15 protein-coding genes are annotated in these 18,500 nt (G+C 66.0%); 5 read left to right on the top strand and 10 right to left on the bottom strand.

What is annotated here, in order from left to right:
• Positions 1–374: 374 nt before the first annotated feature.
• Complete coding sequence (locus NLR35_RS32140; protein WP_257170562.1) at positions 375–2,066, bottom strand: heparinase II/III family protein; 1,692 nt, start codon at positions 2,064–2,066, stop codon at positions 375–377.
• A 269-nt stretch (positions 2,067–2,335) separates the two neighbouring features.
• Complete coding sequence (locus tag NLR35_RS32145; protein WP_257170563.1) at positions 2,336–3,688, bottom strand: RsmB/NOP family class I SAM-dependent RNA methyltransferase; 1,353 nt, start codon at positions 3,686–3,688, stop codon at positions 2,336–2,338.
• A 246-nt stretch (positions 3,689–3,934) separates the two neighbouring features.
• On the opposite strand from NLR35_RS32145, the gene NLR35_RS32150 reads away from it, so the two are divergent.
• On the top strand, positions 3,935–4,129 hold the full coding sequence (locus tag NLR35_RS32150; RefSeq protein ID WP_374940876.1) for a DUF1674 domain-containing protein: 195 nt from the start codon (positions 3,935–3,937) through the stop codon (positions 4,127–4,129).
• Between the two features lie 35 nt (positions 4,130–4,164).
• On the opposite strand, the gene cysN is transcribed toward NLR35_RS32150, so the two are convergent.
• The 7 genes from cysN to acs all read right to left on the bottom strand — a co-directional run bounded on the left by cysN (position 4,165) and on the right by acs (position 13,840).
• Positions 4,165–6,060, bottom strand: coding sequence for a sulfate adenylyltransferase subunit CysN (gene cysN, locus NLR35_RS32155; protein WP_257170565.1), 1,896 nt, complete (start codon positions 6,058–6,060; stop codon positions 4,165–4,167).
• Positions 6,060–6,992, bottom strand: coding sequence for a sulfate adenylyltransferase subunit CysD (cysD, locus tag NLR35_RS32160; RefSeq protein ID WP_257170566.1), 933 nt, complete (start codon positions 6,990–6,992; stop codon positions 6,060–6,062). The genes cysN and cysD overlap by 1 nt, the downstream gene beginning before the upstream one ends.
• Before the next feature lie 35 nt (positions 6,993–7,027).
• A complete protein-coding gene (locus NLR35_RS32165) occupies positions 7,028–8,047 on the bottom strand; it encodes a sulfotransferase family protein (protein WP_257170567.1) in 1,020 nt (339 codons plus the stop codon).
• 85 nt (positions 8,048–8,132) lie between these two features.
• Positions 8,133–10,163: a methyl-accepting chemotaxis protein gene (locus NLR35_RS32170; protein WP_257170568.1), complete on the bottom strand. Its 2,031-nt coding sequence runs from the start codon at positions 10,161–10,163 to the stop codon at positions 8,133–8,135.
• Between the two features lie 164 nt (positions 10,164–10,327).
• Complete coding sequence (locus NLR35_RS32175) at positions 10,328–10,861, bottom strand: L,D-transpeptidase (protein ID WP_257170569.1); 534 nt, start codon at positions 10,859–10,861, stop codon at positions 10,328–10,330.
• Between the two features lie 201 nt (positions 10,862–11,062).
• Positions 11,063–11,884: a hypothetical protein gene (locus tag NLR35_RS32180; RefSeq protein WP_257170570.1), complete on the bottom strand. Its 822-nt coding sequence runs from the start codon at positions 11,882–11,884 to the stop codon at positions 11,063–11,065.
• A 3-nt stretch (positions 11,885–11,887) separates the two neighbouring features.
• On the bottom strand, positions 11,888–13,840 hold the full coding sequence (gene acs / locus NLR35_RS32185) for an acetate--CoA ligase (protein ID WP_257170571.1): 1,953 nt from the start codon (positions 13,838–13,840) through the stop codon (positions 11,888–11,890).
• Between the two features lie 381 nt (positions 13,841–14,221).
• Here acs and NLR35_RS32190 point away from each other — a divergent pair, with 381 nt between their 5' ends.
• Positions 14,222–15,409 carry a DNA topoisomerase IB gene (locus tag NLR35_RS32190; RefSeq protein WP_257170572.1) on the top strand — a complete coding sequence of 396 codons (1,188 nt, stop codon included), beginning with the start codon at positions 14,222–14,224 and terminating at the stop codon, positions 15,407–15,409.
• Between the two features lie 6 nt (positions 15,410–15,415).
• On the opposite strand, the gene NLR35_RS32195 is transcribed toward NLR35_RS32190, so the two are convergent.
• The gene (locus NLR35_RS32195) at positions 15,416–15,781 is read right to left on the bottom strand and encodes a hypothetical protein (protein ID WP_257170573.1); all 366 of its coding nucleotides are present in this window, start codon (positions 15,779–15,781) and stop codon (positions 15,416–15,418) included.
• Positions 15,782–16,261: 480 nt separating this feature from the next.
• On the opposite strand from NLR35_RS32195, the gene NLR35_RS32200 reads away from it, so the two are divergent.
• The 3 genes from NLR35_RS32200 to NLR35_RS32210 all read left to right on the top strand — a co-directional run bounded on the left by NLR35_RS32200 (position 16,262) and on the right by NLR35_RS32210 (position 18,441).
• Positions 16,262–16,816, top strand: a complete 555-nt coding sequence (locus NLR35_RS32200) for a fasciclin domain-containing protein (protein WP_257170574.1) — start codon at positions 16,262–16,264, stop codon at positions 16,814–16,816.
• A gap of 198 nt (positions 16,817–17,014) precedes the next feature.
• Positions 17,015–17,644 (top strand): cytochrome b/b6 domain-containing protein, encoded by a 630-nt coding sequence (locus NLR35_RS32205; protein WP_257170575.1) that lies wholly within the window; start codon positions 17,015–17,017, stop codon positions 17,642–17,644.
• A 14-nt stretch (positions 17,645–17,658) separates the two neighbouring features.
• Positions 17,659–18,441, top strand: coding sequence for a molybdopterin-dependent oxidoreductase (locus tag NLR35_RS32210; protein ID WP_257170576.1), 783 nt, complete (start codon positions 17,659–17,661; stop codon positions 18,439–18,441).
• The last annotated feature ends 59 nt before the right edge of the window (positions 18,442–18,500 follow it).

Genomic DNA, 18,500 nt, shown 5'->3' on the forward strand with positions numbered 1-18,500 from the left:
GCGAGGGCGACAACGGGGAGTGTTTCAGCTCGCAGCTATGCCGTCCGCCGCGCTCACGATGGTACGCTGAATCATTGAGGCAATCTCTGCCGGCACGGACGGTGCAGCCTCTCCCCGCCCTTCGCGGGGAGAGGTTGGATTGCGCAGCAATCCGGGTGGGCATGGCACATACGAGACCACATGGCAGGTCCATCGGACTCGCACGTCCGAGGCCTGCCAAGCACTACCCGTGCCGCGGCCCCTCACCCCGACCCTCTCAGCGCGAGCGAAGCTCGTCGCGGCGCCGTGAAGAACGGGGAGAGGGAGCGCAGTGGCATTTTTGGAAGCAGCGTGTGCGCAACACCGAGGATTAGGTCTGTCCAGCCCCGCCGCTGCTACAGCGGCAGCTCGGGCTCGCGCTTGGCGTTCCGGCGCGCATTCGTCTCGCTCGGTGACGTCGACGAACGCACGAAGCTCCAGCGGATCGACGGGGCCTGCTGGGCGTCCTGGCGGATCACCAGTTGCGTCGTCCGGCGCGGGCCGTCATTGCCGGCGAGGAAGACGCTGTCCTCGAGATCCACGCGGTCCTCGAAGGTCTCGAACGTCCAGACCTCGCGGTTGGGCAGCACCAGCATGGCGCCACGGCCGTCGCTGAGGCGGCTGGCCTTCACTGCGGGATGCAGATGGAAACGCAGCGTGTAGTCCGAGCCGCCGCCGCGCAGCCGCGCGCCCTGCGCCGGGGTGACCGTGTCCTCGCCGTCGAGCCGCGCGCCGTCCTCGGCGGCGACCAGCACCCGGCGGTGGATCAGGCCGAACTTCGCCGCATAGCCATTATGCGAGGTCGACAGCACGGTGCCGTCGGGCACGATCTCGCGGAAATTCTCCACCCGCGTCGGACCCGACACGATCGGCGCGCCGTGCAGCAGGCGCTTCATCGCCGACATCTCGACGAAGGTGCAGGACGAGGTGTTGTGATAGGTCAGCGTCGAATGCGCGACAGTCGAGCGCGCGAAGGTGCGCCAGTTGTCACGGCTGGTCGACGGCAGGCCGCAGTTGATGACGATGCGGCTCGCGCCCGAGGACAGCTCGAACGCCAGGCAGCCGGCATGCGCCTCGTGGCTGAGATGCGGCGGCGGTGGCGCGCCGGTGTCGACGATGACGGTCATCTGCCCGGCGTCGAGCCGCTGGAAGCCGGAATGCGGCATGCTGGCCATCGGCGTGCCGTGCGTGTCGTCATAGGCCAGCAGCGTCGCCAGGAGGTCGGACGGCGTACCGCCCATGCCGTTGAACAGCGCCATGTTGCCGTCGCCATGCCGGAAGAAGCGCAGCATCGGCATCATCCGGTCGATGGCGTTGAGCAGCGCCGGCGGCGGGGCGATGTTGCGGGCGGCGAAGGTCTGGCGCAGCGGCAGCAGGTCGATCAGCAGCTCTATCAGCGCGCCGGGGTTGCGCGACACGTGGCCACCATCGGGCAGAATCTGGCGCTGCAGCTCCTCCGACAGTTTCTTGCTGGCGTTGCGGATGTGCTTGGCCTGATTGGCGAGGCACAGCGCCGCATAGCACAGCGCGATCAGCACCTGCAGCCGCGGCACGCCGTCGGGAATGTCGATGGTCGAATAGCGCAGATAGCGGATCTCGCGGGTCAGGCCGCGCAGATAGCGCCGGTAGAACTTGCCGTCGGAATCGGCCAGCACCAGCGGCGCCTGCGACAGCAGCGAGATCACCCGACGCGCCAGCACGTCGGCACGGCGGCTCAGCGGGTGGCGGCCGATCTGGTTGGTGATCCAGTCGTCGACCAGAGCGCGCGCATTGGCCCGGGTCAGCGCGGTGTCGGCTGCGCGCAAGTGCCGCAGCCAGCCGAAGCCGAGCAGGGCGACTTCCCAGTCCTCCGACGGCGGCTCGAGGTCGAAGATCGAGCGGCCGTGGCAGGTGACGATCTTGCCGGCGAAGACGAAGCGTCCGGCGTAGATCTCGGCCGCGCGGGTGGCGTCCGAGGTGCGCAGATCATGCGGCGCAATGATCAGCCTGTCGGCCCGGCCCGGCCATAGACCGGATACGGATACCGACACGCCGCTGACATTGGACATCAGGCTGCGCGCGGCGCGGCCCAAAACCAGTGTCGATATGCGTCTGCGTTGAGCGGCGGACACGCCAAGCCTTCAGCGAGAGGGGGATTCGGTTGCGGATCTCGAGAGAATCGCAACTGCCGCCGATACACCATTTTTGGCCCCGGTGCAGCACCATCGCGGGACGAGAAACTGGTGCAAAATCAGGATTTAACTGACGGACGCAACACCGACGCCCTCAACCGGCTACCGTCACCGGGCAGCCATAGATTGCGCACACGATGCCACGCTCATGGCCTGCGCTCCAGCCTCGCCGCATAAAAACCGTCGAGGCCGCCGAGCCGCGGATCCTCGTGCGGCAGATGGCAGGGCAGCGTTCGCAGATCGCCCGCAGGCGTCACCAGTTCGGCCAGGCCCGCCACCTCGCTCGCGGTGATGGGAACGCGGCGAAGCTCGCTGCCAGCGGCCAGGACGCCGTCGACCAGCTGCTCACCTTCCTCGGGCTCGAGCGAGCAGGTGCAATAAACCAGGGTGCCGCCCGGCTTGAGCAGGCTGGCCGCCCGTGTCAGCAGCCGCGCCTGCAGGCCCGACAGCGCGGTGATGTCTGCCTCGGTGCGCAGCCAGCCCACATCCGGGTGGCGGCGGATCGTGCCGGTCGAGGTGCACGGCGCATCCAGCAGCAGGCCGTCGAAACCGCCGGCCTCGGCCGGCTGCCATTCCGCGGCGTCGGCGACGACGGTCTCGGCCGTCAGCTGCAGCCGCGTCATGTTCTCTTTCAGCCGGTTCATTCGCGCCGGCGAACGGTCGACCGCGGTCACGCGGGCGCCGCCATGGGCGAGCTGAGCCGTCTTGCCGCCCGGCGCGGCGCAGAGATCGGCAATGGTCTTGCCGCTGACGTCGCCGAGCAGGCGCGCAGGCAGCGCCGCTGCGGCGTCCTGCACCCACCATTGTCCCTCGGAAAAGCCGGGCAGCACCGTCACCGAGCCGTGCAGCAGGGTGCGCACGGTGCCGGTCGGCAGCACCTCGCCATGCAGTCGCGCGGCCCACTGGGCCGGATCGGACTTCACGGTGAGATCCAGCGACGGCTCCTGGCCGAGCGCGGCGGCAATGTCCTTGGCGGTGGCCTCACCGTAATGATCGATCCAGCGCTTCAGCAGCCAGGGCGCGATGTCGAGCGGTTGGCCCTTCGCATCGTCGAGCAGCGCCGCTCCCTCGCGCGCGCAGCGCCGCAGCACGGCGTTGACGAGGCCCGCGTATTTCGCCGCGCGCCGATCGGCCTGGACCAGCCGCACCGACAGATCGACGGCGGCATGATCCGGCACATCCATCCACAGGATCTGCGCAGCGCCGATCAGCAGCGCGCTCTGCGCCCGCGGCGCGTCGGTCGGGATGCCGCGATCCAACAGCCGCGACAGCACGTTTCCGAGCGTGCCGAGCCGGCGCAGCGTCGTCGCGACGAGGCGGCGCATCAACGCGCGGTCGCGGTCGGCGAGATGCTTGAGGCCGGGATGCGCGCCGCTGCCATCGAGCTGGTCGTCGAGCGTGCGATGCTTGTGCAGCACGCCGTCGACGACATCGGCGGCGATGCGTCGGGCCGCAAGGCCGGGAACTTCGGAAGGAGTCGCAAAACGCGGCGGAGGCATGCCTGGGAATTACTCGCGAAAGAAGAAAGGCAGTTCCGCGACGATCGGGTGCATGCCATCAGCTTGCGGGACCACTGCCACGGGAATATGCCAAATGTAAGAATCGGCTCTGCTTTTTTTAGACCTGTTTTGTCTGACGTGGGCACACGATCTGATGAGGTCAGCAATGACCCGGTGTAACGGTGGAATAGTACAATGAGCGACGAGCCGAACAACGAGCTGAAAGGCAAGCCTGCCTTGACGCTGGTGGCCAGCAACGAGGCACCGCGCAAGCCGCTGAGCCCGGCGGCGCAACGCGCGCTTGCCGAAGCGGAGGAGCGCCGGCGTCTCGCGGCCGAGCAGGCGAAGACGCCGATGCCCACGGAGCTGCAGGGACCGAAGGGTCCGGAACCGACCCGTTACGGCGATTGGGAGAGGAAGGGCATCATCTCCGACTTTTGATGCCCGACGTTTGATGCCCACGGCTCATCCGCACGTCAGACATAGTGATGCGCGCGCAGATGCCGGACGATCAGCTCGGCCGCAGCCTCTGCCGACAGGACGGCCCCATCGATCGTAATGTCCGGGCTCTCCGGGGTTTCGTATGCCTGGTCGATCCCGGTGAAGTTCGACAGCTCCCCGGCGCGTGCCCGCTTGTAGAGGCCCTTGGGATCGCGCGCCTCGCAGGTGGCGAGCGCGGTCGCGACGTGGACCTCGATGAACTCGCCCTCGGCAAAGCGCTTGCGCGCCATGGCTCGGTCGGCGCGGAACGGCGAGATCAGCGACACCAGCGTGATCAGGCCGGCCTCGACGAACAGCGCAGCGATCTCTGTCACCCGCCGGATGTTCTCGACCCGCGCCTCCGGCGTGAAGCCGAGATCACGGTTGATGCCATGGCGCAGATTGTCGCCGTCGAGCAGCGCGGTGTGACGGCCGAGCTCGCACAGCCGCCGGTCGACGAGATTGGCGATCGTCGACTTGCCGGCGCCGCTCAGTCCGGTCAACCAGAGCACACAGGGCTTCTGCTGCTTGAGGCGGGCACGCACCGATTTGTCGACCGTTGTCGGGTGCCAGCTGATGTTGGCGGGCCGGCGCAGCGGCGCATCGATCAGGCCGGCCGCCACCGTGTGCCGGCTGAACGGGTCGATCAGGATGAAGCTGCCGAGATCGCGATTGTCGCGATAGGCATCGCAGACCAGTGGCCGGTCGAGCGCGATCTCGACGCAGCCGATCTCGTTGGCATCGAGCGTGGACGCAGCCTCCTGCGCCATCGTCTCGATGTCGACGCGATGCTTCATCGTCGCGACCGTGGCGCCGATCGATGACGTTCCCGATTTGAGCAAATAGCGGCGGCCGGGCCGCATCGCCTCGTCGTCGAACCAGATCAACTGCGCCGTGATGTGGTCGGTGACCAAGGGCGCGGTGCCGGAGGTGAGCACATCGCCGCGGCTCGCGTCGATCTCATCGGCGAGCAGCAATGTCACCGATTGTCCGGAGACGGCCTGCTGCAGACGGCCGTCGGCCGTGACGATGCCGGAGACGCGGCTGCGTCGTCCCGAGGGCTGCACGACCACGGGATCGCCGCAGCGAATCGCGCCGCCGGCAACGCGGCCGCTGAAGCCGCGAAACTCCGCATTCGGCCGATTGACCCATTGCACCGGAAAGCGGAACGGCCGGCTGGCAATGCCGTCGGACACATCGACCTGTTCGAGATGGTCCATCACGCTCGGCCCGTCATACCAGGGCATGCGCGCGCTGCCGTTGATGATGTTGTCGCCGTCGCAGGCCACCACGGGAATGCATTGCACGTCGGCGATGCCGAGTTGCCCGGCCATGGTGCGGAAGGCGATCGCAATCGCGGTGAAGCGGTCGGCATCGAAGCCGACGAGATCCATCTTGTTCACGGCGACCAGGACGTGACGCACGCCGAGCAGAGCCAGGATATGGCTGTGGCGGCGTGTCTGGCTGATGACCCCCTTGCGGGCGTCGATCAGCACCACCGCGAGATCGGCCTGCGAGGCGCCGGTCGCCATATTGCGCGTATATTGAACATGGCCGGGCGTATCGGCGACGACGAAGCGGCGGCGCCGTGTCGCGAAGAACCGGTAGGCGACGTCGATCGTGATGCCCTGCTCGCGCTCGGCCTGCAGGCCGTCGACCAGCAGGGCGAAATCCAGCGCCGGCCCCGTGGTGCCCGCCACCTTGCTGTCGGCGCTGAGTGCGTCGAGCTGGTCGTCGAGCAGCATCTTCGAATCATACAGCAGCCGTCCGACCAGCGTGCTCTTGCCGTCGTCGACGCTGCCGCAGGTGACGAGACGCAGGGTCGGCTTGTCCTGGGCGTGCGTTGTTGCCGGCTCGTGCGCCCGTGCGGCGATGGCGTGATGAACGGCCATCAGAAATAGCCCTCCACCTTCTTGCGCTCCATCGAGGCCGTGCTGTCGCGATCGATCACGCGGCCCTGTCGCTCGGAGGTGCGGGACGCCATCATCTCGTGCACGATGGCGGCGAGGTCGGATGCGGTCGACGGCACAGCGCCGGTCAGCGGATAGCAACCGAGCGTGCGGAAGCGGATCGAACGCCATTCCGGCGTTTCGCCCGGCCGCAGCGGCATGCGTTCGTCATCGACCATGATCAACGCGCCGTCGCGCTCGACCACCGGCCGCAGGCTGGCGAAATACAGCGGCACGATCGGAATGTTCTCGAGCTGGATGTAGTCCCACACGTCGAGCTCGGTCCAGTTCGAGAGCGGGAAGACCCGCATGCTCTCGCCGGGCGCGAGCAGGGTGTTGTAGAGCGACCAGAGCTCGGGCCGCTGGTTCTTCGGATCCCAGCGATGGGTGATGCTGCGATGGGAGAAGATGCGCTCCTTGGCGCGCGATTTCTCCTCGTCGCGGCGCGCGCCGCCGATGGCGGCGTCGAAGCCGTGCATGTCGAGCGCCTGTCGCAGCGCCTGCGTCTTCATGACGTCGGTGTAGAGCGCCGAGCCATGGACGAACGGGTCGATGCGCTGGGCAAGCCCTTCCGGATTGACGTGCACGAGCAGCTCGAGTCCGAGCTCGCGCACGCGCTGGTCCCGGAACGCGATCATGTCGCGAAACTTCCAGGTGGTGTCGATGTGCAGCAGCGGAAACGGCGGCTTGCCGGGATGGAATGCCTTCATCGCCAGGTGCAGCAGCACCGAGGAGTCCTTGCCGATCGAATACAGCATCACAGGGTTGCGAAACTCGGCCGCGACCTCGCGCAGGATGGCGATGCTCTCGGCTTCGAGTCGGCGCAGATGGCTGAGCACCAATGGCTGCGGATCAGCCGCTTCCGGAGCGGGCATGGGAACGATCCCGGGGGCTTGATGAACTGTCCCATTCATGCCGCCACCCCCGCGCGCTCGCCGAACAGCCGCGCCGCCGTCGTCGCGTTCAGGTCGAGATCGCGGATGCAGGCGGCGACCGAAGCGCGGTAGACGTCGTTGACACCGCAGCGCTCCAACAGCTCGAGCTGAGCCGGATTCACGGCGCCTGTCGCGCGAGGCTGGTACCGATAGGCGTTGTCGGAGGTGTGGAGATTGGGCACCTTGTAGATCGCAGCCTCGCTCGGAAAGATGACGCGCGCATTGGTCGCGTGCCCCTGTCCGGGCGGCTGCCAGCTCGTCACGGCGTCTTCGGCGAAGTTTGCCGACAGGCCGAGACGGTCGAACAGCACGCGCACCGATGAGATCGGCTCCTTGCTGACTTCGTAGACGTAATGAGTGACCGGGACGCCGTGCTGCCTGGCGTAATCTGAAACGCGTGCCGCGCTCAGCGCGGCGATGACATAATGCGCCAGCAGCGTGCTGTCCGAGGCGCGCGAGATCAGCTTGTCGAGCCAGGACGCGAGCGCGCTCTCCGGTTCGCGGTCGAGCGAGATCAGATGCAGCCGGTGGCTCGGATAGCCCGCATCGATCAGCAGCTGCAGCGGATTGAACAGGCTTTCCGCGACGACATAGGGGCCGATCGTCTCCTTGCTGAACAGGTTCGGCTCGTCGGCCGAAGACGGAATGATCCAGGGCGTGAGCGGCCGACCGACCATCGCGTCGCGCAGCATCGCCTTCAGCGGCTGATAGTAGGACGGCATCCCGGTCATGCCGAACAGGTTGCTCAGCGCCGTCGAGCCGACGCGGGCCTTGCCGCAGGCGAAGGTGAGCATCGGAAAGTCCTGCGCCGGGCGCTGCCGGAACCCCGCGGCGAGACACTCCGTCACCTCGCGCATCAGCGTTTCCAGCGTGACGGTCCTGCTCTGGAACGCGCCGACCGGGGCCAGCGGCATGGTGTCGAGGGATGGGTGCCCAGTCCGGATCAGAGTGGCCATCTCTGCAATGGAATCAGCCGACGTCACGTCGAGAAGCATGTGCCTGCCCCTGTCTGAGTTTCAAAATTGGATTGAAAATGTGCTTCGGGATGCAATGAGTGCGGGGCGCGGCCGCGCCGATCGATCAGGCCGCGCGAACCGTGTCGAGGAACCTCTCGACCTCCACTTTGAGACTGCTGCTCTGGTGCGTCAGCGATCGCGCGGAGTCGAGCACCTGGCCGGAGGCCGTTCCGGTGGCGCTCGCGCCGCGGTTCACTTCCGTGATCCGCTGCGCCACTTCGGCTGTCCCTTTGGCGGCTTCGCCGACATTGCGGGCGATCTCGCGCGTCGCGGCGCCCTGTTGTTCGACCGTGGCGGCGATGGTGGCCGCGATGTCGGAGATCTGCGTGATGGTCGCGCCGATTTCCTTGATCGCCGCCACCGACTCCTGTGTTGCCGCCTGCATCCCCGCGATCTGCGTGCCGATGTCTTCGGTGGCTTTCGCCGTCTGCGCCGCGAGCGCCTTGACCTCGCTCGCGACCACGGCGAAGCCGCGTCCGGATTCTCCGGCACGCGCGGCCTCGATGGTCGCATTCAGCGCCAGCAGGTTGGTCTGCTCGGCAATCGCGGTGATCAGCTTGACGACGTCGCCGATGCGGCCGGCGGCCGATTGCAGCTCGTTGATGCGGCCGTCGGTGCGCTCGGCCTGCTTGACAGCCTCATTGGCGATGCGGCTGGAATCGTGCACCTGGCGGCTGATCTCGGTGACCGAGGCGCTCATCTCCTCGGTGGCGGAGGCGACCGCGCCGACATTGGTGGAGGCTTCCTCCGATGCGGCGGCGACCATGCTGGACAGCGACTGCGTCTGGTTGGCCGTGCCCGACAGGGTGCCGGCCGCGCCCTCGAGCTGATGCGCCGCCGAGGACACGGTGGTGACGATGCCGCCGACGGCCGCCTGGAAGGCGTCAGCGAGCTTCATCATCTCCGCCTTGCGCTGCTGCGCCGCGATCTTGTCCCGGTTCTTCTGATCCTGCTCCATCTGCTCGATGCGGATCAGATTGTCCTTGAAGGTGCGGGCCGCGCGGGCGTTGTCGCCGACCTCGTCGCCGCGTTGCGTGTAGGGAATCTCGACCGCCTTGTTGCCGCCGGCGAGCTCGAGCAGCACGTCGCCGACGCGCCGGATCGGGCGGGCGATGGTGAGCGAGGAGAACACGGCCGATCCGATCAGGATCAGAACCACCAATGCGCCGACCAGGATCGCCACCCTGCCGACGCGCTCCATCTCCCCGGACAATTGGCTCTGACGCAGCGACAGCATATCGGTGGCGATCTTGACGCCCTCGCCGAGGCGCTTCCTGATCTCCTGGTCGGCGGTGACGACGGTCTCCTCCAAGATGCGCCGGCTCGCCTCGTCGGCCTTGAAGTAGTCCAGCGCCGCCGCCTTGAAGGCGGTCGCGATGGTGATCAGCTCGTCGATGCCGGCCTGGACGTCCTTGTTGTTGGTGAGTTCACGGGATTTCTGCAGGTCGGCGAGCAAGGTCTCCAAGCCGTTGGTCACGATGTCCCGTTGCACCGGGTCGGCCGTCGTTCCGAAGCGCCAGCTCGCCGCGCTCACCGATGCCATGGCGGCATCGGCGGTGCGCAGCTCGGCCTCGATGCTGAAATGCACGGGCGAGGCGAGCAGGCTGGGCAGCGCGGTCAGCTTCGGAAAGCTGCGCGTCCAGGCATCGAAGGCCTGGCTGCGGGCCGCGATCTTGGCGAGCACGTCGCCGCGCGCCTTGGCGAAGTCGGCGCCGGCGGCGGCAGACTTGTCGATGTACTGGCGGATCTCGGCGTACAGCTGCTGCGCCACCGCACGGGTCGCACGCTGGCGTGCAGCCTCGACTTCATTGCCGGCCGCAGCGAGATTGCCTTGGAGAGCCTGCAGGCTCGCCTGCAGCCGGTCCGGCGTCGTCGCGCGGGCGATGTCCTGCTGGTTGAGCTGAGCGCGCAGCAGCGCCGCGTCGGCCCCCTGCGCATTGGACTTGTTGGCCATGTTGATGACGGCCAAGCGAGTCAGTTCGGCGATCGACTGGTTGCCGACGATCTGGTTGGCCAGCATGCCCGCCACCAGAACCACGCCGATTCCGGCTGTGATGCCGAGCTTTGTTCCGATCTTGAAATTGAACCCCAACATTCCCACCCACCCCAGAGTTGTAGGGGCGTAGTAGGCTCAACCAAGATTAAAGAAGATATAAATACCGCAAGCCGTACAACTACAGGTAAAAAGTTCCACGCAGGAACCGTTGAGAGGGAGCTTTATTCTCCGGGCGGAATTCCCACGGAATCGGCCGGCGTTCTCTAGCGCGTCACCACCACCGTGGTGCCGATCGACACCCGCTCGTAGAGATCGGTGATGTCGGGATTGAGCATGCGGATGCACCCGTAGGAGACGAAGCCGCCGACCGAGCCGGGCACATTGGTGCCGTGGATCGCATATTCGCCGCCCGCCAGGGTCATGGCCGCAACGCCCATCGGATTCTGCGGCGAGCCCCCGGCGATTACGTCGGGAATGTTCGGCTTGTCGCGCTTGACGGCGGCCGGCGGCGCCCAGGCGGGATATTTGTACTTGCCGTCGATCTTCGTGGTGCCGGCCCATTGCCGCCCGGCCTTGCCGACGCCGACCGTGTAGCGCATGGCGTGGGTGCCATCGAGCACGAGATAGAGCTTCCGCTCGCCGGTCTTGACGACGATCGTGCCGGGCGAATAGTCGCCGGCGATGCCGACCAGTTCGGGACGCGCGGTCGCTGTCCCGCTCGCGGCCACCAGGGCGCCCAGTGCCGACGCTGCCACCATCGCGGCCTTCACGGCCAGCCCAACCGCTCCCATCCGCATCGTCATCCCCTTAAGCCCGTTCCGCCGTCGCGTTCCCCCAGACGGGAGCACTCGGATGGCTCGAGGAAATGAAAACTTCGTCTGCAAGTAAATGACCGAAAAACAACACCCGGCTGGAATTGTGGCTGACCGGCGACTTGCTGCTGGGACTCTCTGCTCGAGCTTACGGGCCGATGATCGGTCTGTCCGCGGACCTCAGTCTCATTTGAGCCCGGTGATCGCTGAGAGCGCTCGCACGGCTGACTCACCCTTGTGGTCACGGATATAGTTTGCCGTCGTCTCTCGGACGTAGTCGTGCTGGCGTGCATTCGCGCCGACCGCCCACAATGCGGCGGCTGCAACGACCATCCGGCCACGTTGGGCAGCGTCATAGCGCTGCTTCAGCTGGTCGTAGATGTCCTTCGGGCCGCCGACCATGGCCACGGTGATCCGCGCGGTGTCGAGCGCGATCAGCTCGGACTGATTGGTGATCGAGGCGAAGAAGTCGAGGATCATGCGGACGTAGCGGCCATCCCCCTCGACAAAGGAGGCGCCCCACAGCAGGTCCAGGTCGGTCGGCGTCCTGATGTCGATGTCCTCGAGCCGGGCAGGGGCGCGGCGGAACTGATCCTCCAGCGTGGAGTCCAGGCCGTCGGCGCCAAAGCGGTCGCGATACTTGCTGGCATCAGTGGCATGGCCCGAGAGCTTGAGAGCGGCGAGGAACGCCGAGGCCGCCTTGCCGTCGTCTGCCGGCGGCGCCAGCCGCTCGATCCAATCAGGATGCAGCACGAACGACCGCGCCAGCAGGCCGGTGACCGGCGGGTAGTGGGTCCAATCGCGACCTTCCGACTTCAAGGTCGCGAAGACGTTGACGAGGCTTTCGACGCGCGGATCCTTGTAGAAGAATGCGGTCGAGGCCTTCAGCTCCGGCGACTGCGGCATCAATTGCGCCGCCGACGGGCCGATTCCTGCCGCCAAAACCAAGAGAACGCAGCCCATCCGGGCCGCGTTCTCGAATCGTTTCCTGACAGGTGCCGCAGGCATGCGCTAGGCCTGCTTCTCCTTGCGGTTCTGCCGGTGCTGCACGAGGTCGTCGACGACAGCGGGGTCGGCGAGCGTCGAGGTGTCGCCCAGCGCGCCCGGCTCGTCCTCGGCGATCTTGCGCAGGATGCGGCGCATGATCTTGCCGGAGCGGGTCTTGGGCAGCCCCTGCGAGAACTGGATCTGGTCGGGCGAGGCGATCGGGCCGATCTCCTTGCGCACCCAGGCGACGAGCTCCTTGCGCAGCTCCTCGCTCGGCGTCTCCCCGGCCATCAGGGTGACATAGGCGTAGATGCCCTGGCCCTTGATGTCGTGGGGATAGCCGACCACGGCAGCCTCGGAGACCTTGGCGTGCGCGACCAGCGCGCTCTCGACCTCGGCGGTGCCCATGCGGTGGCCGGAGACGTTGATGACGTCGTCGACGCGTCCGGTGATCCAGTAGTAGCCGTCGGCGTCGCGGCGGCAGCCGTCGCCGGTGAAGTACTTGCCCTTGTAGGTCGAGAAGTAGGTCATCTCGAAGCGGGCATGGTCGCCATAGACCGTGCGCATCTGGCCGGGCCAGGAGCGGGTCAGGCAGAGATTGCCTTCGGTCGCGCCCTCCAGCGGCTTGCCGTCGGCATCCACGATCTCCGGCACCACGCCGAAGAACGGCCGCGTCGCCGAGCCCGGCTTGAGCTTGGTCGCGCCGGGCAGCGGGGTGATCAGGATGCCGCCGGTCTCGGTCTGCCACCAGGTGTCGACGATCGGGCAGCGTCCGTCGCCGACGACGCGGTGATACCATTCCCAGGCTTCCGGATTGATCGGCTCGCCGACCGAGCCGAGCAGGCGCAAGCTCGCGCGCGAGGTCTTCGTCACCGGGCCATCGCCGCCCTGCATCAGCGCGCGGATCGCGGTCGGCGCGGTGTAGAAGATGTTGACCTTGTGCTTGTCGATGACGTTCCAGAACCGCGAATTGTCCGGATAGTTCGGCACGCCTTCGAACATCAGCGTGATGGCGCCGTTCGCCAGCGGCCCATAAAGGATGTAGCTGTGACCGGTGACCCAGCCGACGTCGGCGGTGCACCAGTAGACGTCGCCCTCGTGATAGTCGAACACGTATTGGTGCGTCATCGCGGCGTAGACGAGATAGCCGCCGGTGGTGTGCAGCACGCCCTTGGGCTGACCGGTCGAGCCCGAGGTGTAGAGGATGAACAGCGGATCCTCCGCGTTCATGTGCTCGACCGGGCATTCGGTCGTCACCATCTCCGCGGCCTCGTGGTACCAGAGGTCGCGCGTGGGCTTCATCTCGATCTTGCCGCCGGTACGCTTGACCACCACGACCCAGTCGACATTGTCGACCTTGTTCAGCGCCGCGTCGACATTCGCCTTGAGCGGCACCTTGCGGCCGCCCCGCAGGCCCTCGTCCGCGGTGATGACGACCTTGGAGTCGCAATCCTTGATGCGTTGGGCGAGCGAATCCGGCGAGAAGCCGGCGAACACCACCGAGTGGATCGCGCCGATGCGGGCACAGGCGAGCATCGCATACGCCGCCTCAGGGATCATCGGCAGATAGATGGTGACGCGGTCGCCCTTCTTGACGTTCCGATTGCGCAGGATGTTGGCCATCTTGCACACTTCGTCATGCAGCTGGCGATAGGTGATGTGCTTCGAGTCCGAGGGATCGTCGCCTTCCCAGATGATCGCGGTCTGGTCGCCGCGAGTGGCGAGATGGCGATCGATGCAATTGTAGGCCGCGTTGAGGACGCCGTCCTCGAACCATTTGATCGAAATGTTGCCGGGGGCGTAGGAGACGTTCTCGATTTTCGTCGGCGCATGGATCCAGTCGACGCGCTTGGCCTGCTCGGCCCAGAAGCCGTTGGGGTCCTTGATCGAGCGCGCGTACATCTCCTGGTACTTCGCGTCGTCGACAAAGGCGCGTTTCGCCCACTCGGCCGGAACGTCGTAGATCTTCTCGGACATTTCACACCCTCCACCATGCGGCCTGCGGATGAACCCCGTCACAGGCCGTCGTTGTTTCCACTATGCGTCCGCGTAACCGGCGGCGACAAGGCAAGACAAGTAGAACCTTCGGCGGGGAGGCGGTCTGCGCAGGATCAAAGATTTGTGCGCAGAGGTTGCGTTCGCCGGATTTTCCGACTCCGGCGATCCGCTTGATATCGTCAAGGTTACCTGGATAGAGACTCGTTTGCGGTATCCAATGACCTTTTTGCCTGAATTTAGGGACTCGCCATTGGCGCTGTGACGCCCTAAATCGCGTGCAAGCTGTGGATAACCCGGCCGGAACCAAAATGCGGCCCGGGGCATTGAGCGGATGAACACGACGGCAGGGCGTCTAAAGCAATGATGGACCAGCAGAATTTCGAGGGCTCCCGGGTCGGCGCGGCCGATGCCGAGGTCGCGCTCGCGAAGGCGCTGGGCCAATGGCCGCCGAAGCCGGGGCGCCGCAAGCTCACTTTGAAGGATCTCGCCCACGCCAAGACGGCGAATGCGCAAGGCAATGCCAAGACCACGGTCGAGGAATTGGCCAAGCGGATCGGGCTCAAGCTCGGCGACCAGAGCGAGCTCACCATCCGCCGCATCAAGCGCGGCAAGAGCTATACCTTCATCCGCGCCAACGGCACGCAGATCCGCCATGCCGGCACCATCCGCCGGCTGCATGCGATGGCGGTGCCGCCGGCCTATCGCGAGGTGCGCTACGCGCCGGACCCGAGCCTGCATCTGCAGGCGGTCGGCATCGATGCCGCCGGGCGGCTGCAATATCGCTATCACACCGATTGGGAAAAGGTGCGCGAGCATCGCAAGGCGCATCGGCTGGCGAAGCTGGTCGGCGCACTGCCACGCATCCGCCGCGCCGTCTCGAAGCATCTCGCCGGCGACGAGCCGACGCGCGAATTCGCGCTCGCCACCGTGATCGAGCTGATCGCGCGCACCGCGATCCGTCCCGGCAGCGAGTCCTATGCGCGCCTCAACGGCACCCGCGGCGCCGCGACGCTGTTGAAGTCGAACGTCATCCTGGAAGACGACTGCCTGGTGCTGACCTTCAAGGCGAAGGGCGGCAAGGCGGTGCGCAAGGAATGCGACGCCACCAAGCTGGTGCGCGCCGTCGGCGTCCTGCGCGGCCTGCCCGGCCGGCGCATGTTCCAGTACCGCGACGCGCAGGGCGTGGTGCGCGCGGTGTCCACCACCCAGGTGAACGCGTTCCTGCGCGAGATCGCCGGCATCAAGATCTCGGCCAAGGATTTCCGCACGCTGATGGCTTCGGCCGTGGCGCTGGAGACGCTGTCGCGGATCACGCCGGCGGCAAGTGCGCGCGGCCGCAAGAAGCAGATTTTGGAAGCGATCCGCGCCGCCGCCGACGAGCTCACCAACACGCCGGCGATCTGCCGCAAGAGCTACGTGCACGACACCATCGTGACCGCGTTCGAGGACGGCATCCTCGAACGCTTCGCCGCCACCATGAAGGGCCAGCGCTCGCAGACCAAGCGCGAGCAGCTGCTGGCCCAGGTGGTCACGGCTGTCTCGGCCTGAGATTCATCAAGCCTGACAACGCGGCCCGATCTTGGCCGAGGCGAGGAAGCGCGCGATCGGATCGAGCTGCTTGCACGGCACCGCCGCGCTCTTCACCGAAACAGCGTCGCGCTTGGCCGGACGCAGCACGGCCTTCTTGTTCGCAGCATTGGCCCGACGCGCAACCGACGCGTTCCGTCCCTCGGCGCGTACGGCCTTCGAGACCAGCGGCAGCCGTACGCCTTCGTTGAGTTCGATCGGCTGAACCTCGAAGCTGCGATCGCTCTCGCTCAACGTATCAACGCCGGGGATCGGCTCGCGGATCAGCGACGACGTCGTTTCGCCGATGTCGCCGGGCGTCGCCGCGGCGAGCACCATCTTGGTTGCAAGCAAGCAGCAGATTATCACGAGGCAGAACCCCGCAATCCAGATCGTTCTGTTCACTGTAGGAAACCCCCGCCGATCGCGCCGGACAGTGCAGGACATCCCCTTCCCGCAGCCGGCTGCCGTGCCGACCAATCAACCTTAAGAAAGTCTTACTCGCAATGTTTTCGGCAGGTTTGGCCGGGCCCGGTTCGCATTGTAGTTAATGGCCGAGCGCGATGATCCGCCGTCAGCCAATGGCCGACATCGCGCTGGTAGTTCCGTCACTCTGCGACATTGCGGCGCGCAACATCTCGGCCAGTGAGTCGGTGAGACGATCTCAACCGCCGTTGGTTTCACGGATCACGTTAAATTATGCCGCGAAACTCGCCTCCCGAAGCGCGCGTAGCTCGGCCCGACACGACGCAAAGAGCGCCATCGCTCACATCAGCATCGGTGTCGCAGTCGAACTCATAACGCGGCCCTGCCGCCGTCTTTCAGGAGCTACCCATGTCCAAGCGCATTGCCTTCCTCGCCGCCGCCGCCTTCAGCGCGCTGTCGCTGACCTCGATCGCCGTTGCGCCCGCCCGCGCCGAGGAGAAGACCGTGATGGTCGGAGGCGCGGCGATGTATCCGTCGAAGAACATCGTGCAGAACGCGGTCAATTCGAAGGATCACACCACGCTGGTCGCCGCCGTGAAGGCCGCGGGCCTCGTGCCGACGCTGGAAGGCAAGGGTCCGTTCACGGTGTTTGCGCCGACCAACACCGCCTTCGGCAAGCTGCCGGCCGGCACCGTCGATACGCTCGTCAAGCCGGAGAACAAGGCGACCCTGACCAAGATCCTCACCTATCACGTCGTGCCCGGCAAGCTCGAGGCGGCCGACCTCAAGGACGGGCAGATGCTGAAGACGGTCGAGGGCGAGCAGCTCACCGTCAAGCGCGAGGGCAAGAACGTCATGATCGTCGACGCCAAGGGCGGCACCTCGATGGTCACCATCCCGAACGTCAACCAGTCGAACGGCGTCATCCACGTGGTCGACACCGTGCTGATGCCGGCGTCCTGATCGAGCCCTTGGAGACCGGTTGCATCCGTTCTTCCTCCTCCTCGCGGATGTGACCACGAGCGAGCCGGGCCCACCCCGGCTCGCTTTTTTGTGAGAGCCTTCGCTCGGAAAGCATCGATTTGCCGGTTTGAGCCCGTAACGGGCGGCCAGTCTTTGGCGTATATCGTCCTGGAACCACCCCGAACCATCGAGCCCGCCATGTCCAGCATCGCCGCCACCGATACGACGATCAGCACCCAGCAAACCAAGGTTATCCAGCCGGCCTGGGTCCGCGTCATGCACTGGATCAACGCGGTCGCGATGATCCTGATGATCATGTCGGGCTGGCAGATCTACAACGCCTCGCCGCTGTTCGACTTCCGCTTCGACCGCAGCATCACGCTGGGCGGCTGGCTCGGCGGCGCGCTGCTGTGGCACTTCGCCGCGATGTGGCTCCTGATGCTCAACGGCCTCGCTTATCTCGTCACCGGCCTTGCCACCGGCCGCTTCCGCCGCAAGCTGCTGCCGATCTCGCCGGCTTCCGTGTTCGCCGACATCAAGGCTGCGCTGACCTTCAAGCTCTCGCATGGCGATCTCACCGTCTACAACGCGGTGCAGAAGCTGCTCTATCTCGGCATCATCCTGGTCGGCATCTTCGTGGTGCTCACGGGCCTGTCGATGTGGAAACCGGTGCAGTTGCACTGGCTGGTCACGCTTTTCGGCGACTATCCGGCGGCGCGCTACGTCCATTTCGTCTGCATGGCGCTGATCTGCGCCTTCCTGGTCATCCATATCCTGCTCGCGCTGCTGGTGCCGAAGAGCCTGCGCGCGATGATCATCGGTCGCTGAGAGGAGAGACCATCATGGCCAAGCGTCCGTTCCTCATTCCCGGCGTCGACAAGCGGCTTCTCGTCAAGGACTCGCTCAAGGTGATGCCCGATCTCACCCGGCGCCGCTTCCTCACCGGCGGCGCCAGCCTCGGCGCGCTCACCCTTCTCACCGGCTGCGACGTCGTCGACGGCGACACCGCCGAGGAGCTGCTCAAGAAGGTCTCCAAGTTCAACGACGCCGTGCAGTCCTGGATCTTCAATCCGGACGCGCTGGCGCCGACCTTCCCAGAGAGCGCGATCACGAAACCGTTCCCGTTCAACGCCTACTACACGCTCGACGAGGCGCCGGAGATCGACGCCGCCGACTGGAAGCTCGAGGTGCGCGGCCTAGTCGACAACAAGAAGTCGTGGACGCTCGACGAGCTGCACGCGCTGCCGCAGGTCACGCAGGTGACGCGCCACATCTGCGTCGAAGGCTGGAGCGCGATCGGCTCCTGGACCGGCACTCCCTTACGCGACTTCCTCAAGCTGATCGGCGCGGACACAATGGCGAAATACGTCTGGTTCAACTGCGCCGATGCGCAGGGCTACAACTCGCCGCTGGACATGCGCACCGCGCTGCATCCGCAGACCCAGATGACGTTCAAGTTCGCCGATCAGATCCTTCCGCGCGCCTACGGCTATCCGATGAAGATTCGCGTGCCGACCAAGCTCGGCTTCAAGAACCCGAAATACGTCGTCGCGATGGAAGTCACCAACGACTACAAGGGCGGCTATTGGGAAGACCAGGGGTACAATTCGTTCAGCGGGAGTTGATCTCCAGTCGATACAGCCCGGATGCCGACGCCGACCTCCGCTGTCGTCCCGGCCTTGAG

The organism is Bradyrhizobium sp. SRS-191, assembly GCF_024586915.1.
Classification (GTDB): Bacteria; Pseudomonadota; Alphaproteobacteria; order Rhizobiales; family Xanthobacteraceae; genus Bradyrhizobium.

What these genes read in the sequence shown, in the direction of transcription:
- NLR35_RS32140 (WP_257170562.1), bottom strand. Translation starts at nt 2,066, where the DNA reads ATGTCCAATGTCAGCGGCGTGTCGGTATCCGTATCCGGTCTATGGCCG.
- NLR35_RS32145 (WP_257170563.1), bottom strand. Translation starts at nt 3,688, where the DNA reads ATGCCTCCGCCGCGTTTTGCGACTCCTTCCGAAGTTCCCGGCCTTGCG.
- cysN (WP_257170565.1), bottom strand. Translation starts at nt 6,060, where the DNA reads ATGGCCGTTCATCACGCCATCGCCGCACGGGCGCACGAGCCGGCAACA.
- cysD (WP_257170566.1), bottom strand. Translation starts at nt 6,992, where the DNA reads ATGCCCGCTCCGGAAGCGGCTGATCCGCAGCCATTGGTGCTCAGCCAT.
- NLR35_RS32165 (WP_257170567.1), bottom strand. Translation starts at nt 8,047, where the DNA reads ATGCTTCTCGACGTGACGTCGGCTGATTCCATTGCAGAGATGGCCACT.
- NLR35_RS32170 (WP_257170568.1), bottom strand. Translation starts at nt 10,163, where the DNA reads ATGTTGGGGTTCAATTTCAAGATCGGAACAAAGCTCGGCATCACAGCC.
- NLR35_RS32175 (WP_257170569.1), bottom strand. Translation starts at nt 10,861, where the DNA reads ATGCGGATGGGAGCGGTTGGGCTGGCCGTGAAGGCCGCGATGGTGGCA.
- NLR35_RS32180 (WP_257170570.1), bottom strand. Translation starts at nt 11,884, where the DNA reads ATGCCTGCGGCACCTGTCAGGAAACGATTCGAGAACGCGGCCCGGATG.
- acs (WP_257170571.1), bottom strand. Translation starts at nt 13,840, where the DNA reads ATGTCCGAGAAGATCTACGACGTTCCGGCCGAGTGGGCGAAACGCGCC.
- NLR35_RS32190 (WP_257170572.1), top strand. Translation starts at nt 14,222, where the DNA reads ATGATGGACCAGCAGAATTTCGAGGGCTCCCGGGTCGGCGCGGCCGAT.
- NLR35_RS32200 (WP_257170574.1), top strand. Translation starts at nt 16,262, where the DNA reads ATGTCCAAGCGCATTGCCTTCCTCGCCGCCGCCGCCTTCAGCGCGCTG.
- NLR35_RS32205 (WP_257170575.1), top strand. Translation starts at nt 17,015, where the DNA reads ATGTCCAGCATCGCCGCCACCGATACGACGATCAGCACCCAGCAAACC.
- NLR35_RS32210 (WP_257170576.1), top strand. Translation starts at nt 17,659, where the DNA reads ATGGCCAAGCGTCCGTTCCTCATTCCCGGCGTCGACAAGCGGCTTCTC.